This is a genomic window from Octadecabacter arcticus 238 (assembly GCF_000155735.2).
In the GTDB taxonomy this organism is placed as follows: Bacteria; Pseudomonadota; Alphaproteobacteria; order Rhodobacterales; family Rhodobacteraceae; genus Octadecabacter; species Octadecabacter arcticus.
In genome coordinates this window covers 3,242,378-3,256,451 of record NC_020908.1, presented here as the reverse complement: position 1 = coordinate 3,256,451, position 14,074 = coordinate 3,242,378, and the positions used below count along the sequence as shown (strand labels likewise).

Sequence of the window (14,074 nt, the reverse complement as noted above, 5' to 3'; positions counted from 1 at the left end):
GGGGTCGTTTAGGTCGCGGTTTGGCGGGTACGGCCCAGAAAGACCACCATACAGGCGATCATGATGCCAGCGGACAACGCGAAAGCAGCGCCCGGAAAGTAGGGGCCGGTGTCGGTCGTGAAGACATAGAAGATTTGCGTCATGACCAGTGGCGAAAAGATCATCGCCATGGATTTGGCTGATGAAATGACGCCCTGAAGTTCGCCTTGTTGATCATCGCCCGCGCGCTGTGACATCAGGCCTTGCAGTGCCGGTGTGACCACCGCGCCGAGGGACGTGAGCGGGATAAAGGCAAGCGCGACCCAGCCCGTGGTGATCTGCGTCAGCACCGCGAAGGCTAGAAAGTTAAAGGTGATGCCATAGATGATTGTGCCGCGTTCACCGAAGCGGCGCAGGGCAGGGCGGATTAACGCCCCTTGGACAATTGCCATGCCGACGCCGAACAGCGCAAGGGACGCGCCGACCATGCCGGGGGACCATCCATAAGCTTCTTTGGTGAAATAGGCCCAAGTTGCAGGATAGACGATAAAGGCGAATTCATACAGAAACACGAGGAAGACCAGGCGGCGCACGCCGTCAAGTTGCCCCAGCGCTTTGAATGCGCCGAACGGGTTGGCGCGGCGCAGCGAGAACGGGCGGCGTATGCGATCTGTGACGGTTTCGGGCAGCACGTAGTAGCCGAAGATCAGGTTTGCGGTGCCCAGTGCGGCTGCGGCATAGAACGGCGCACGGGCGCCGAATTCACCCAGCAGGCCACCGATCACGGGGCCAAGTACGAAACCGAGACCGAAGGCCGCGCCGATCAGCCCGAAGTTGGCGGATTTTTCTTCCGGTTTGGAAATGTCGGCGATAAAGGCGGAGGCTGTTGCCATGGTGGCCGCCGTGATGCCGCCGATGATGCGGGTTGCGAACAACAGCCAGATGGAGCCTGCCACGGCCATGACCAGATAATCGAGCGACATGACCAGCAGCGAGATCAGCAGCACGGGGCGGCGACCATAGCGATCAGAGAGCGAGCCGAGGATCGGGCCAAAGATGAATTGCATCACTGCAAATGCTGTTGCCAGAATGCCGCCCCAAATCGCAGCGGTGCCAAGGCTGCCGCCATTCACTGCGCGGATAAGGTCGGGCATCACCGGCATGATCAGCCCGATGCCCATGGCGTCCAGCGTGAGTGTGATCAGGATAAAGGTGAAGGCGCGTTTGCGCTGTGGGGCGTTCATCGGCCGATTTTAGTCGCAAGGCGGCGCGGCCTGCAAGAGGTCACATGTGGCCAATGCCGACGAGAAATTCATAGAGATACCCAGCCACAACATCTGCGTGGGTTTCGGGGACGAGGTGCCCCACGCCACGGATCAGTTGGAACGTCGATCCGGGAATAAGGTCGGTTTTTTCACGCACCAGATCGGGTGGCGTCGATTTATCGCGATCACCGCACAGACCAAGCGTCGGCAGACGCAGACCGGCCGTGGGCGTGTAAAAATCGCTGCCTGCAATCGCTTCGCAGGAGGCCGCGTAGCCTTCGGGATTGGCGTTGATAAATCGCGCGCGGGCGAGGGCGTCTTCGTCTTTGGCGTTCCACCGCGCCAGTGTTTCATCAACAAGGGCTGCCATGCCTTTGGTGCGCGCGGTGACGGCGCGGGCGTGCCACGGGTCGGCCTGACCGAACTTGGCGGCGGTGGCGCACAAAACCATCCCGCGCACCAGATCAAGGCGTTTCACCGCGAGGCCTTGGGCGATCATGCCGCCCATCGATAGGCCAAAAACAACGGCGTCGCGTACGCCGTAATGATCAAGCACGGCTTCGGTGTCGGCGATCAGGCCGCCCATTGTATAGGGGCCGTCCGGTACGCTGGACTGGCCTTGGCCGCGCAGATCAAAGCGGATAATTTTGTGGTCTGGAAAGCGGTGCGCAAGGCCATCAAACACCGACATGTCGGCGCCAAGGCCGTGCAGAAACACGATGGGCGGACCTTCACCCATGAATTGGGCATTCAGCGTTGCGCCTTTGACCTCGATGTTGTCAATCATGATCCGACCCCGTCCATGACCATATGCGCGATGATCTGGCCGTGATCTGATGCGAGTTTGTTATAGGGTGCTTCTGGGTGGGAGCCATCGGTTAGATGGTCGTTGAGCACGGAAAAGTATTCCATTTCGCCAATCTTGTTTGCGTAATCGGGGTGAAAGTGGCGCGACATGTAAATCTGGTCGATGGATTCGAATGTGCCGCCAAAGGCCGATGTATAGACCATGTCGCGGGCGGATTTGCGCACGAACATCTTTTCGGCGGAGTGCAGGCGGACGCGATTGATGTCTTCGGTAATCTGTTCGTTTTGCGCGTCCGAATAGCGGTCGCGCGAGGTTTTCGCATCGTGGCGCAGCATCCATGCGTAATTCTTGAACGGTGTTTCGCCGGAGATGATTTCAGAGGAGACTGCGTGTTCGCCGTCGTTGAAATCACCCCGCACCATGACGGGGTTCCCCGCGTCGAGTTCGGCAATGATTTCGCGGCGCAGCACCCATGCTTCGGCCATGCGCCGCAATGCGGCAGGCAGGGAGCCGAGGGCGCGCGCGACGGGGTCATAGTTCGTCAAATCGCTGGCAGGCGAAAATTCCGCGCCAGCGGGGGTGACATGTTCGCCCAATTTGGATTTCAGGTGACAGTTGAAAACGGTGATTGTCTGGCCATCAACCGGAATGCGCGCCTTAAGGATCGGGCGGGAGAGGCGGCGCAGGCGGTAGTGGCCCGCGTCATCCGGATTGTCTGCGCCGCGCAGGGCCGAAAACGGGATGTCGACAGGTTCGGGCAGGTCTTGGATGATTTCTGGCATTCCGACGAAGCCGAAGCGCGAGACGATCGCGACTCCCGGGCGACGTTGGCCTGCCTCGCCCGTATCGGCGGAATTGGGCGCGAAGGCCAAACCCGTTGTGCCGTAGGGGGTGTAGGCGAGTTTGCGGAAAATCGCTTTGCGGTGATAGCGTTGGGAGGGGTCGGGAATTGCGGCGTCGTTTGAGGTTTGGCCCAAGCTGTCGGCGTGCGCGATCACGTCGCGTAGAGCGTCCTGTTCGAAGATTTCCTGAAAACCTACAATGTCGGCGTCCATTGTCAGCAGTTGTTCGGCCATCCAATCCTGTTTCCACGCGGATTCTTCTGGCGTGTAGGACTGGAATTTATAATATACCTTGTCCGCGCCGATGAGGTTTTTGACATTGAAGCTGGCGATGGTGAAACGGGTCATGGCGCTGGGGCCTTTCGGTTATCTCAGGAGCCTCCGGCGGGGATATTTAGAAAGCAAAGATGCGGTAGACAGAAAGAGCTGTCAGTCCAGTGTGGCGAGGGCTTGCGCGAATTGGGCGGGGTCAACATTGCCGCCGCTGATGGTGACAATGACGCCGACGCCGCGGATGTCGTCGGGTCGGTAAAGGGCCGCAGCAAGGGCTGCGGCACCGCCGGGTTCAGCGACGAGTTTGAGGCGCAGGAACGCCTGTGCCATTGCCATAAGGGCTTCGTTTTCGCGGATAACAAGGCCGGGTCCGCACAGGCGGTGCATGATCGGGAAGGTCAGATCGCCGGGTTGCGGGGTGATGATTGCGTCGCAGATATTGCCGGAGGTGGCGGCGTTGCGTTCGATCTTGCCCGAGATCAAGGAGCGTGCGACGTCGTCAAAGCCGTCCGGTTCGACGGGGCGGACGCGCAGAGTGGGGGCGTCTGCCTCACAGGCCAGAGCGATTCCGGACGTGAAGCCGCCGCCGCCGCAACAGACAAGAACGTCGATGTTTTCAAGGCCAAGCGCGTTGGCATCTTCGGCGATTTCAAGCCCTGCGGTGCCTTGACCTGCGATGACCAGTGGATCGTCAAAGGGTTTGACCAAGGTCAGGCCGCGATCGGCGGCGATGCGCGCGCCGATTTCGTCGCGGTCTTCTGTGTCGCGATCATACAGGACAACCTGAGCGCCAAGGGCTTTGGTGTTTTCAATTTTGAGGGCGGGCGCGTCGGAGGGCATGACGATGACGGAGGGCACGCCGTGCATCCGGGCCGCCAGAGCGACGCCTTGTGCGTGATTGCCCGATGAATAGGCGATGACGCCATTGGCGCGTTTTTCGGGGTCCATGCCGGATAGTGCCGACCAGCCGCCGCGAAATTTGAACGATCCCGTGTGTTGCAGGCATTCGGGTTTGACGTAGACCTTGCGGCCCGCGATGTCGTCAAGGAACTGTGAGGACAGCAGCGGCGTGCGCCGCGCGTGGCCGTGCAGACGTATGGCGGCGGCGCGGATCAGATCGATATTCATAAGCTCAGGATCCAGCCGTTCAGAACCGCGAGGGATTCAGGTTCGTCGAGGAACGGGACATGGCCGCGCCCCAAAACGGTGGCTGCGTGGGCATCGGGGCGCAGGTTGCGCATTTGATCGAACGTCACCGCAGACAGCAAATCGGACGCATCGCCGCGCAGCAGGGCCAGCGGCAGGTCCGCGAGTTTCTCATAGAGCGGCCAGAGGTCGGGCGCGAGTTGGGTTCCGGACCCCAGCACAGCGTCGCGCAGTTTCGGGTCGTATTTGATGATCAGGCCATTGGCGGTTTCAACGTAGTGGTTTGTGACCTCGTGCAGCCAGCGATCCTGTGGCACGCCGTTGAAATGCGACCATGCGCGGGCGCGAAAGTCGGCAGCGTCCGCAAGGGTCGCCTGCGTTGGATTGCGGCCGATATAGTCTTTGATGTCGCTGAGGCCTGCGGCTTCGATATGCGGGCCGATATCATTGAGCGCCACGCCGAGCAGGCGGTGTTTGTGGGTGGCCGCCAGCATCATCGCGATGATACCGCCGCGCGACGTGCCAATGATGGCCGCCTTGTCGATGGAAAGATGATCTAGCAGGGCAATCGCGTCGGCGGATTCTTGCAGGATCGTGTAGCTGGCGGGATCGGCCCAATCAGACTGGCCGCGCCCGCGATAATCCATGCGGATCAGGCGGACGGCCTCGGACTTGAGCAGGTGCGGTGCGACATGGTCAAAATCGCCAGTGTTTCGGGTCAGCCCCGCGAGCGCGAGGATGGGCAGCCCGAACCCTTCGTCGGTATAATAGAGCTGGCTGCCGTCAGCCGCTGTAAACGTCCCCATCAGACAAGATCGGGAATCGTGCTGAGGTCTTTGAGCGTGCGGTGCGGTGCGGCCCACAGACGATCTTGCGGGGCGCCGTCGCGGTTCACCCAGACTGTGCCGAAGCCGTATCCAGCAGCACCAGCAGCATCCCAGCCGTTGGACGACGCGAACAGGACTTCGGTTTGCGGCACATCAAAGCGTTCCCAGACCATGTCATAGACCAGACGGTGCGGCTTGTAGATATTCACTTCTTCGACCGACAGCACATCATCAAGGTATTCACCGATTCCAGCCGAGCGCACCGCATTGACCAGCATATCAGGTGAGCCGTTGGACAGGATCGCGATGTTCACGTCCTTTTCTTTCAGCGCTTTCAACATGGCGGGGACCTCGGGAAAGGCGGGCAGTTCTTTGTAGACCGACAGCAATTTGGCGCGCAGGGCGTTGTCGTTCAAACCGTTGTTGTCCATCGCCCAATCAAGCGCGTCCTGTGTGACCTGCCAGAACGGAATGTAGGTGCCGCTGATCGCGCGCAGCCACGAATATTCCAGCTGCTTGGTGCGCCAGTCCTTGGACAAGGTGCCCCAAACGGCGGCCAATTGTGCCTGCCCGGGTTCCTTGGCGACTTCGCGCGCGGCGGCGCCCACGTCAAACAGTGTGCCGTAAGCATCGAAGATGCAGGTGGTGATTGTCATGTGAGACCTTTCAGTTGGAAACAGCTTGGCACGCAGGCAGACCGTTGGAAAGCCTCAAAGGCGATAGGTCAGGTCTGCGCGGATCAATGGCGCGAATTCGTCCAGCTTTGGTGGGTAGTTGTTTGGCAAATAAACGGCGCGATTGCCGTCAAAGTTCAGATTTGGTGCGGCGAGGTCACGAAAATCGCGCATGACGGTCGATTGGCAATGGGTGAAAATCGCCGGATCGCCCGCCTTGGACAGGCCAAGCCGGATCGGAGTCGCGGATTTGGTGTCGGGCGTGGCGTAGGATGGCTGGCCCCATTTGGTTGATTCCTCAACGCGGCCAACGTGGTGATGCGGGGGCAGGGTGGCGGCGATATCAAAGATCATCGCGCGCACGGCCATCAAGGTGGTGCGCGCAGGCTGAGGAAACGCGGCAAAGGCGTCCCGTGCGGCTGGAGGTAAAAGCCTGTGTCATGGGGGGTGATTTTGGCGCGACGCACAGCGATTTGCAATCTTGACGCGCGATTGTTAGGGAGCGCGCGAATTCACGCCAACAGAAGACAAAGGAGATCTCCATGAGCGAAGTTAAAGCAGGCGACACAGTTGCCATTCATTACACGGGTACACTGACAGACGGCACGACGTTCGATTCCAGCGACGGCCGCGATCCATTGGAATTTGAAGTCGGGTCCGGGCAGATCATTCCGGGGCTGGATAAGGCTATTCCGGGCATGGTTGTTGGCGACAAGAAGGTCGTCGAAATTCCATGTGACGAAGCCTACGGCGCGATCAACCCCGAAAACCGCCAGTCCGTTCCACATGAGCAGATCCCTGACGATATCCCGTTGGAGCTTGGCCTGACGTTGCAGATGCAATCGCCGGATGGCCAAAACGTGATCCCAGTGACTGTGGTTGAGATCAGCGATACCGAAGTGACGATGGATGCCAACCACGCGCTGGCAGGCAAAGATTTGAACTTCGCGATTGAGGTTGTTTCGGTCAAAGTAGCGTAAGGCAGTTTATATTTAGAATGAACGGGCGGTCTGGCAGCAGGCCGCCCGTTTTTCGTTTAGCAGGATGGGTAGGCATGGTTTACGCTCAGGCGACTGGTTCCAAGGATTTCAAAGAAGGGCCACTTTGCCGAAGTCAGCGCGTTGGGCCAGAACACTTGTCGAAATCCTATCCTCACATCCTCAACAGAATCGGGCTGCGCTTAATGTGCGGTTAACAGGTAGGCGCAATAGGCCAGCAACATCACCGCACCAGTTCTTCGACCAATTTTTTGGTGCAGCAGCAACAAACCGGTCAAAACAATAGATACGACAATCATGATTGGCAGATCAAATGTCAGGAAACGCGGCGCAACTGGGATCGGTGCAACAATTGATGTCACACCAAGAATACCCAGAACATTGAAAATGTTGGATCCGACGATATTGCCAATTGCGATATCTGACTGGTGGCGAAACGCTGCGATCAGTGAGGTCGCAAGTTCAAGAAGAGATGTTCCGATGGCGACGATGGTGAGGCCGATGAAGGCCTCAGACACGCCAAAATCTTGTGCAACCGATACAGCGCCATCGACCAAGAACCGTGCGCCGAACAACAGCCCAACGAGGCCGAGTGTGACCCATAGCAGCGCATTCATGATCGGCGTTGCCGCGGCTTCGGCTTCGGCTTCATCGTCAGAGGCTTCTTGTCGTGGCTTCAGAAACGTCCAAACCAGATAGGCAATCAGCCCCGCGACCAATGTGAGGCCTGCCACACGGCCAATTTCGCCCATCGCAAAAAGTGGAACCAGTGCCAGCGCTGACAAGATCATGATTGTTGTGTCACGCCGCAACGCGGAGCCGGCGACATGGATCGGCCATACCAGAGCCGTCAACCCGACAATCAACAAAACATTAGCGGCTCTTCTCCGCTTTGTTGAGTAAGAAAAGATGCCGACCATCAAGTAACCTGTTGATATGTTAGGTTTCTGACAACTTTACATAGGGCAGGTATATGACCATCGACATCTCGCAACATATTTTACGCCTGAAGGGGCAACGTGTAAATGAAATTGAGCTGGCTGAAGACTGTGCGAAGGTTATTGTTCAGTGCAGTCGGGATGCCCGCAGGAGCGCTATAGACCCTGCAACCGGCAAGAAGGGTAGCATCAACCAACATATTCGCCGACAAGTAAACGACATCCCGTTTTTTGGGTATCCTTGTGTGATTGAGATTGAGCTAGCGCAGGTTTTTATTAGCAAGGGTGAGCGCCGCATTGAGGCGTGTCCTTTTGTTGATAAAGGGTGCCGTTTCACCCATCGATTTTGCCATCTTATCAGTGGATTGTGCCGTCATTTATCCATTCTGGCTGTCTCCAGGCATTTAGGTATACGATGGGAGACGGTAAAGAATATCGACAAGGCATACCTGATGGAAACGCTCCCTGCGCTTGATCCCGCACAGCTTGCTGGCTTGGAATACATTGGTGTCGATGAAGTGGCCCGGGCGAAAGGTCATGACTATATGACGGTGGTCTACGATATGGTCGGAGGGCATCTGATCTGGGTGGAAGCCGGTCGAACTGCCGAAGTTTTTTCAAGGTTTTTGAAACAGCTGCGGCCAGATACAGCCCATAAAATAAAGGCCGTGTCGATGGATATGGGGCCTGCCTACCAAAAGGCTGTCAGGGAGTCCTTGCCGATGGCCGACATCGTATTTGACCGTTTCCACGTCATGAAAAACTACAGCAAGGCTATCCATAATCAGCGTCGCCTTGAGTTCAGGAAGGCCGATCCAAGTGGTAAAGAGTTGATGAAGGGCACGCATTATCTGTTGCTCAAAAATGCGGATAAGTTGAATGAAAAACAAAGTAACAAGCTGCAAACGTTGCTGGAGAGCAATAGCAACCTGAATACGCTTTACGTCTTAAAAGAACAGCTTCAGGCTCTGTGGAGCGCCCCATCATTTGAGGGGATGTCAGAGCAACTGGAAAATTGGTGCCTGATCGCAGATCAGTCACACATGCTCTATCTGAAAAAGTTCGCAAAATCCCTAAGAAAACATTGTGTGGGCATATGCAACTACGCGAAACACAAGCTGACAAGCGCCAGGATAGAGGCTGGTAATGTCAGTATAGGAATGATCCGCAAACGAGCCAGGGGCATCAGGGATACCGAATACTTCAAACTCAAAATTAGACAATCATCCATCCCAGATAATCAATCTATGTTCTATTTGAAATCCTAGAATAACTCAACAAAGCGGAGAAGAGCCACATTAGCGATGTTTGATCCAACAATGTTGCCAATTGCGATATCTGGAACACCCTTCAATGCGGCCTGCACCGACACCAAAAGTTCAGGTGTCGATGTTCCGAAATCAACCACCGTCAAGCCGATGACGAACGGCGAAATCGACATCCTATGCGCGATGCTGACGCTGCCTCGAACAAGGGCTTCGCCTCCAAGGAATAGGCCGACCAAACCGGCCATGATAGATAAATAGTCCACGACAATCCCTCGAGCGGGCGGATTGCCTGCTGTTCACCTTCAAGTCAGCGCTGGAGTGTCACGCCGCAAGTAGGGCAGTGAGGTATATTTTCTAAAAGTCTTTGCGGCGGCGCACATAAAGCGACCTGCAACTAAATCCGTCCAGCAGCTCTTCAAACAAATCGCAGAATTGTTGCCACGCCGCCCATAAACAGGGTTGCTGCGGTGAACAGCCATGCGCCAAGGCACAAGATGGCGTGGTTTTTGGACATTTGGGCGTGGGGTGCGCGGCCATCGCTGCCGCCGGTTTGCATCAGGTGTTGCACGCCCAAGACCACGATAAAGAGCAAAAAGAGGCGTTGTGACAGCACCGCCACCAGCCCAACCAGCGCGGTTGACGCAACAAATATGTAGAACGGTGCGCGGTCGTGAAACACCGCCGTGATCGATGCGGTAAGTTTGCCGCCATCCAGTGGCCAGATCGGCAGCAGGTTAAAGAAATTTAACGCGCCGCAGATGCTGGCGAAGGTCAACAGTGGAGAGATTGCCGCAGGGTAATACTGCGCGGCAAAGGGCGTGAGGCCGTAGGCAAGCAGCATCGGCGCGATGCCGATGGCCGGACCCATCAGGGAGATGAAGACCTGTTCTTCTTGGGTTTTGATTGGGTGGTTGGAAATTGCGTAACCGCCCAGCAATGGCACCAAACGGAACCGCGCGTCCGAATGCCCCGCCACGCGAAACGCGGCGACGTGGCCGAATTCATGGATCACGAGAACGGCGATCAAGGCCAGCCCGAAGGTGGCGCCAAGCAACCAGACCGCCGCAGCAACAGACAGGATCGAGATGCCGATGCCTTTGGGGTCCATCCCCAGCACGGTCAATTTGTTCGCAAACGTCAGCCCGCCCCGCAATGTATAAGCAGTGGCGAGGCAGGCAATGAGCGCGCACAAAAGCAGGACAGTGGGTGTCACGTTCAAATAACCTTCGGATCAACCAAGGTTTTCAAGCGGTGGCATCATGATCGTGTGCAGTCCGGAATCCACGTGGATGATTTCGCCTGTCGTGCAAGCCCCCGCATCAGACGCCAGATAGACAGCTGTGCCACCGACGGCATCAAGCGTCGCGTTGTGGCGCAGGGGGGAGTTTTGTTCGGCGTATCGGAACGTGCGCCGTGCCCCTGCGATGGCGGCACCCGCAAGGGTTTTCATCGGACCGGGACTGATCGCATTGACGCGGATTTGTTGCGGGCCAAGGTCGGCTGCGAGGTACATTGTTGCTGATTCCAACGCGGCCTTGGCGACACCCATGACGTTATAATTGGGTGTAACGCCATGACTGCCTTGGTAGGTCAGTGTCAGCAATGTGCCGCCGTCTGGCATGATTTCCGCAGCACGCCGCGCCACGTCGATGAAGCTGAAACAGCTGATCGCCATGGTTGTGTTAAAGTTCGCGCGACTGGTGTCAGACACGCGGCCCGTGAGTTCGTTTTTGTCAGAATAAGCGATGGCGTGGACCAGAAAATCGATCTTGCCCCACTTTTCTTTCAGGGTTGCAAAACAACGATCTAGTGATGCATCGTCCATCACATCGGCCTCAACCAGCGTGTCTGACCCGACCGATTCCGCAAGTGGCCCGACGCGTTTCAACAGGCTTTCGCCTTGATAGGAAAACGCCAGTTCCGCGCCCGCCTTGTGCATGGCTGATGCGATGCCCCACGCAATAGAGCGGTTGTTGGCGACGCCCATGATGAGGCCGCGTTTGCCGTTCATATCGATGGTCATGGTCTAGCCCTCATACTTTGACAACAGCATGGAGCCGTTGGTGCCACCAAACCCGAACGAGTTCGTCATGACGGTATCAAGTCCGGCGTTTTCGACCAAGGACGTGGCGATTTCGCCGGCGTTTATGGTTGGATCCAGCGTTTCGATATTGATGCTCGGGATGATGTAATCACTTTGTAGGGCCAGCAGGCAATAGATCGCTTCATGGGCGCCTGTCGCACCTTGGGAGTGGCCGGTCATTGATTTTGTTGAGCTGATCGGGGGCGTCGATCCGGTTCCGAATACACGACGCACGGCCTCGACCTCGCCCACGTCGCCGACGGGTGTGGAGGTGCCGTGGGCGTTGATGTAGCTGATTTTGCGACCTTCGGGCAGGGTTTTCAGCGCACCGCGCATGGCGCGTTCGCCGCCTTCACCGCTTGGCGCGACCATGTCGGCACCGTCGGATGTGGCTGCGAAACCTGTGACTTCGGCATAGATTTTCGCGCCGCGGGCGAGCGCGCCGTCCAGTGATTCCAGCACCAACATCGCGCCGCCGCCAGCGATGACGAAACCGTCGCGGTTGGCGTCGAATGCGCGCGAGGCTTTTTCAGGGGTGTCGTTATATTTGGAACTCATCGCGCCCATGGCGTCAAACAGGCAGGACAGGGTCCAATCCAGTTCTTCGCCGCCGCCGCCGAACATGATGTCTTGCGTGCCAAGGGCGATCTGCTGGGCCGCCATGCCGATACAATGCAGCGACGTGGAACAGGCCGAGGTGATCGAGAAGTTCATGCCTTTAATTTTATACGCCGTCGCAAGGTTCGCGGACACGGTCGAGGACATGGTTTTAGGCACTGCGAACGGGCCGATGCGTTTGGTTGCGCCGGTTTTGAGAACGATCTGATGCGCGGCGAACATGGCGGATGTGCTTGGCCCGCCGGAGCCTGCGATGAGGCCCGTCATCGGGTTCACGACGTCGTCTTCGGACAATCCTGCATCCGCAATCGCCTGACCCATGGCGATGTGGGCGTATGCAGCACCGGGACCCATGAAGCGCAATGTGCGCTTGTCCACATGCTCGGACACATCAAGTTTGAGCGTGCCCGCGATCTGGCTGCGGAACCCGTGTTCTTTCATTTCCTCAGACGCGACGACACCGGATTTTCCGGCACGCAGATTTGCATCTACTTCGGCTACGTTGTTTCCGATGGGGGAGACAATCCCCATCCCTGTGATCACGACACGGCGCATGGCTACTCCCTTAGTGTTGTTTTCTTAGGTGTATGGGAGAGGGGGGGGCGGGGCAAGGGTGGGGTGGTGTGGGCCGCAAGAGGGTCGGCGTTGCCAAGCATCGAACACTGTGGGGCACATGGTGTCTATGGCCGCCCGATTGCGGGCCGAACCAAAGGACTCGCAAATGAAGGCGTGAATGAATAAGCTTTTCATATCGGTTTTAATGAGTTGCCGTTTTATACTCCCGCGCCTGAATTGACCTGAGGTTTTCCCCTCAAATCACTTTGTATTCCTTGAGCGATATGACGCGGAAGTTGTCGGTGACGGTGTCGCGGAACTCTGGCCATTTTTCTGGCAGGGTCTTGCGGAAGAAGTCGAAAATGGCCTCTGTGAATTGGTTGAACGTTGCATAGTGCCGATTGTGGGTGACCCATTTGTGCATAACACCCCAAAGACGCTCGATCGGGTTGAGGTGCGGGGCATATGCTGGCAAGAAATGCAACTTCACCCGACGTTCTGGGCTGTCCAGCCATGGCTGTAGTATCTTGGCATGATGATAGCGGGCATTGTCGACAAAGACGTGGATGGCCGTCTTGGTTTGGTTGTTGCGTTCCAACTTTTCCAGCATCTGTCGGGTTGTCTGGGCATTGATCTTCTCGCCTTCCACAAAGGTGAACTGGAAAGTCTCAAGGTCAAGCGCGCCCTGAATGTTGAGCCGCTTGCGCCCTGATGTCGCCTTCAGGGCCGTCTTTTGTCCCTTGGGGAACCAACCATGGGCGGGGCGGCTCTGGTGTTCGGGGTGGACAGCGTCCGAAAAGACAACCATCTCATCTGCGGCCAACCCGTTCATCAGGGCCTCATATTTGGCAATAAACGCAGCCTGCTTGGCTTCATCGGCCTGTGCAGGCAGCAATTGTGGTTTCTTATACGCGAACCCCAGGCGGCGCATCAGCTTGGCGGCTCCCGACGTGCTGTAGTTTTGGTCGCACTCGGCTAGAACATAGGCACAGACCTCATCGGCATTGCGGGCAGGCTGCGCGGTGAAATGGGCTCTCACCGCCTGCTCTTGCACGACGGACAAATGACCCTGACGCTGGCTGTAGTCCTTCAGACCGAAAAACGATAGTCCCGCACCGGCAAAGGCAAATCGCCACTCCGTCAAAACTGTCGGGCCAATATCCAAAATCCGGCAAACCGTTCCGGCGTCTTCTCCTGCGTCCAAAAGAAGAAACGCGCGCGCCCGTTTCCAAACAAGGGCGTCAACTTTGCGGCGGCGGCAAAGCGCTTCAAGTGCTATGCGCTGCTCGTCGGATAAGGAGACTGTTTTGTATTGCTTGCTCATAAACTCAAAATACAGACTGAACCGCCTTTGGCCATGCGACGAAGTGAATCGCAGGCCCAAAATCGTCAGGTCAATTCAGGCGCAGGAGTATATAAGGAAGAAAAAATGACTGTTTCACTTCAAGTTTTCTATCCCACAGAAAATAATACCACCTTTGATCACGCGTATTATGACACCAAACACATCGCGATTGTTGACGAACACATGACCCCGCACACCGAAAGCGTCCAGATTGTTAAAGGGTTGGCTGGCGGCTCGGATATGCCTGCCGGCTTTCATACAGTTGCAACGATGATTTTCAAAGATCAGGCGGCACTGGATTCAGCACTTGCCGCGGCAGGGCCTGCCTTGGAAGACATCCCGAATTTTTTCAGTGGGCAACCGCAGATGCTGATTGGGAAAGTGCAAGAATAAACGCAGGCCGCGTGGGGCCGCAAAATTGTGAGTAACAATATTGTAGAACTAAGGAGCCGATG

At 56.9% G+C, this 14,074-nt stretch carries 15 protein-coding genes and 1 pseudogene; 3 read left to right on the top strand and 13 right to left on the bottom strand.

What is annotated here, in order from left to right:
* Window positions 1–8 precede the first annotated feature (8 nt).
* From OA238_RS16880 to OA238_RS16850, 7 genes are all read right to left on the bottom strand, one after another.
* Complete coding sequence (locus OA238_RS16880; RefSeq protein WP_015496102.1) at window positions 9–1,223, bottom strand: TCR/Tet family MFS transporter; 1,215 nt, start codon at window positions 1,221–1,223, stop codon at window positions 9–11.
* Window positions 1,224–1,263: 40 nt separating this feature from the next.
* Window positions 1,264–2,031, bottom strand: a complete 768-nt coding sequence (locus OA238_RS16875) for an alpha/beta fold hydrolase (RefSeq protein ID WP_015496101.1) — start codon at window positions 2,029–2,031, stop codon at window positions 1,264–1,266.
* Window positions 2,028–3,242 (bottom strand): endonuclease/exonuclease/phosphatase family protein, encoded by a 1,215-nt coding sequence (locus tag OA238_RS16870; protein WP_015496100.1) that lies wholly within the window; start codon window positions 3,240–3,242, stop codon window positions 2,028–2,030. The genes OA238_RS16875 and OA238_RS16870 overlap by 4 nt, the downstream gene beginning before the upstream one ends.
* Window positions 3,243–3,323: 81 nt before the next feature.
* Window positions 3,324–4,295 (bottom strand): threonine ammonia-lyase, encoded by a 972-nt coding sequence (locus tag OA238_RS16865; RefSeq protein WP_015496099.1) that lies wholly within the window; start codon window positions 4,293–4,295, stop codon window positions 3,324–3,326.
* Window positions 4,292–5,119: an alpha/beta fold hydrolase gene (locus OA238_RS16860; protein ID WP_015496098.1), complete on the bottom strand. Its 828-nt coding sequence runs from the start codon at window positions 5,117–5,119 to the stop codon at window positions 4,292–4,294. The genes OA238_RS16865 and OA238_RS16860 overlap by 4 nt, the downstream gene beginning before the upstream one ends.
* Complete coding sequence (locus OA238_RS16855) at window positions 5,119–5,796, bottom strand: haloacid dehalogenase type II (RefSeq protein ID WP_015496097.1); 678 nt, start codon at window positions 5,794–5,796, stop codon at window positions 5,119–5,121. Before OA238_RS16855 ends, OA238_RS16860 begins: the two co-directional genes overlap by 1 nt.
* 54 nt (window positions 5,797–5,850) lie before the next feature.
* Window positions 5,851–6,183 (bottom strand): hypothetical protein, encoded by a 333-nt coding sequence (locus OA238_RS16850; protein WP_015496096.1) that lies wholly within the window; start codon window positions 6,181–6,183, stop codon window positions 5,851–5,853.
* 173 nt (window positions 6,184–6,356) lie between these two features.
* Here OA238_RS16850 and OA238_RS16840 point away from each other — a divergent pair, with 173 nt between their 5' ends.
* A complete protein-coding gene (locus tag OA238_RS16840) occupies window positions 6,357–6,794 on the top strand; it encodes an FKBP-type peptidyl-prolyl cis-trans isomerase (RefSeq protein WP_015496095.1) in 438 nt (145 codons plus the stop codon).
* A gap of 200 nt (window positions 6,795–6,994) precedes the next feature.
* Here the strand turns inward: OA238_RS16840 and OA238_RS16835 are convergent, their stop codons facing one another.
* Window positions 6,995–7,666, bottom strand: coding sequence for a sodium:calcium antiporter (locus tag OA238_RS16835; RefSeq protein WP_245581336.1), 672 nt, complete (start codon window positions 7,664–7,666; stop codon window positions 6,995–6,997).
* Between the two features lie 119 nt (window positions 7,667–7,785).
* Between OA238_RS16835 and OA238_RS16830 the strand changes: the two genes are divergently transcribed.
* The gene (locus tag OA238_RS16830; RefSeq protein WP_015496094.1) at window positions 7,786–9,018 is read left to right on the top strand and encodes an ISL3 family transposase; all 1,233 of its coding nucleotides are present in this window, start codon (window positions 7,786–7,788) and stop codon (window positions 9,016–9,018) included.
* A gap of 17 nt (window positions 9,019–9,035) precedes the next feature.
* On the opposite strand, the pseudogene OA238_RS16825 reads toward OA238_RS16830, so the two are convergent.
* The 5 genes and pseudogenes from OA238_RS16825 to OA238_RS16805 form a co-directional block, all read right to left on the bottom strand.
* A pseudogene (locus OA238_RS16825) lies at window positions 9,036–9,263 on the bottom strand (sodium:calcium antiporter); the annotation flags it as partial.
* 170 nt (window positions 9,264–9,433) lie between these two features.
* Window positions 9,434–10,231, bottom strand: coding sequence for a site-2 protease family protein (locus OA238_RS16820; RefSeq protein WP_015496093.1), 798 nt, complete (start codon window positions 10,229–10,231; stop codon window positions 9,434–9,436).
* An 18-nt stretch (window positions 10,232–10,249) separates the two neighbouring features.
* A complete protein-coding gene (locus OA238_RS16815; RefSeq protein WP_015496092.1) occupies window positions 10,250–11,041 on the bottom strand; it encodes an enoyl-ACP reductase FabI in 792 nt (263 codons plus the stop codon).
* 3 nt (window positions 11,042–11,044) lie between these two features.
* Window positions 11,045–12,274, bottom strand: a complete 1,230-nt coding sequence (locus OA238_RS16810; RefSeq protein ID WP_015496091.1) for a beta-ketoacyl synthase N-terminal-like domain-containing protein — start codon at window positions 12,272–12,274, stop codon at window positions 11,045–11,047.
* A 256-nt stretch (window positions 12,275–12,530) separates the two neighbouring features.
* The gene (locus OA238_RS16805) at window positions 12,531–13,598 is read right to left on the bottom strand and encodes an IS630 family transposase (protein WP_015493922.1); all 1,068 of its coding nucleotides are present in this window, start codon (window positions 13,596–13,598) and stop codon (window positions 12,531–12,533) included.
* On the opposite strand from OA238_RS16805, the gene OA238_RS16800 reads away from it, so the two are divergent.
* Window positions 13,587–14,012, top strand: a complete 426-nt coding sequence (locus OA238_RS16800; RefSeq protein WP_245581335.1) for an EthD family reductase — start codon at window positions 13,587–13,589, stop codon at window positions 14,010–14,012. The genes OA238_RS16805 and OA238_RS16800 overlap by 12 nt on opposite strands.
* Window positions 14,013–14,074 lie beyond the last annotated feature (62 nt).

Bases quoted from the DNA above. Each gene is read 5' to 3' on its own strand.
- OA238_RS16880 (WP_015496102.1), bottom strand. From the start codon at position 1,223: ATGAACGCCCCACAGCGCAAACGCGCCTTCACCTTTATCCTGATCACA.
- OA238_RS16875 (WP_015496101.1), bottom strand. From the start codon at position 2,031: ATGATTGACAACATCGAGGTCAAAGGCGCAACGCTGAATGCCCAATTC.
- OA238_RS16870 (WP_015496100.1), bottom strand. From the start codon at position 3,242: ATGACCCGTTTCACCATCGCCAGCTTCAATGTCAAAAACCTCATCGGC.
- OA238_RS16865 (WP_015496099.1), bottom strand. From the start codon at position 4,295: ATGAATATCGATCTGATCCGCGCCGCCGCCATACGTCTGCACGGCCAC.
- OA238_RS16860 (WP_015496098.1), bottom strand. From the start codon at position 5,119: ATGGGGACGTTTACAGCGGCTGACGGCAGCCAGCTCTATTATACCGAC.
- OA238_RS16855 (WP_015496097.1), bottom strand. From the start codon at position 5,796: ATGACAATCACCACCTGCATCTTCGATGCTTACGGCACACTGTTTGAC.
- OA238_RS16850 (WP_015496096.1), bottom strand. From the start codon at position 6,183: ATGGCCGTGCGCGCGATGATCTTTGATATCGCCGCCACCCTGCCCCCG.
- OA238_RS16840 (WP_015496095.1), top strand. From the start codon at position 6,357: ATGAGCGAAGTTAAAGCAGGCGACACAGTTGCCATTCATTACACGGGT.
- OA238_RS16830 (WP_015496094.1), top strand. From the start codon at position 7,786: ATGACCATCGACATCTCGCAACATATTTTACGCCTGAAGGGGCAACGT.
- OA238_RS16815 (WP_015496092.1), bottom strand. From the start codon at position 11,041: ATGACCATCGATATGAACGGCAAACGCGGCCTCATCATGGGCGTCGCC.
- OA238_RS16810 (WP_015496091.1), bottom strand. From the start codon at position 12,274: ATGCGCCGTGTCGTGATCACAGGGATGGGGATTGTCTCCCCCATCGGA.
- OA238_RS16805 (WP_015493922.1), bottom strand. From the start codon at position 13,598: ATGAGCAAGCAATACAAAACAGTCTCCTTATCCGACGAGCAGCGCATA.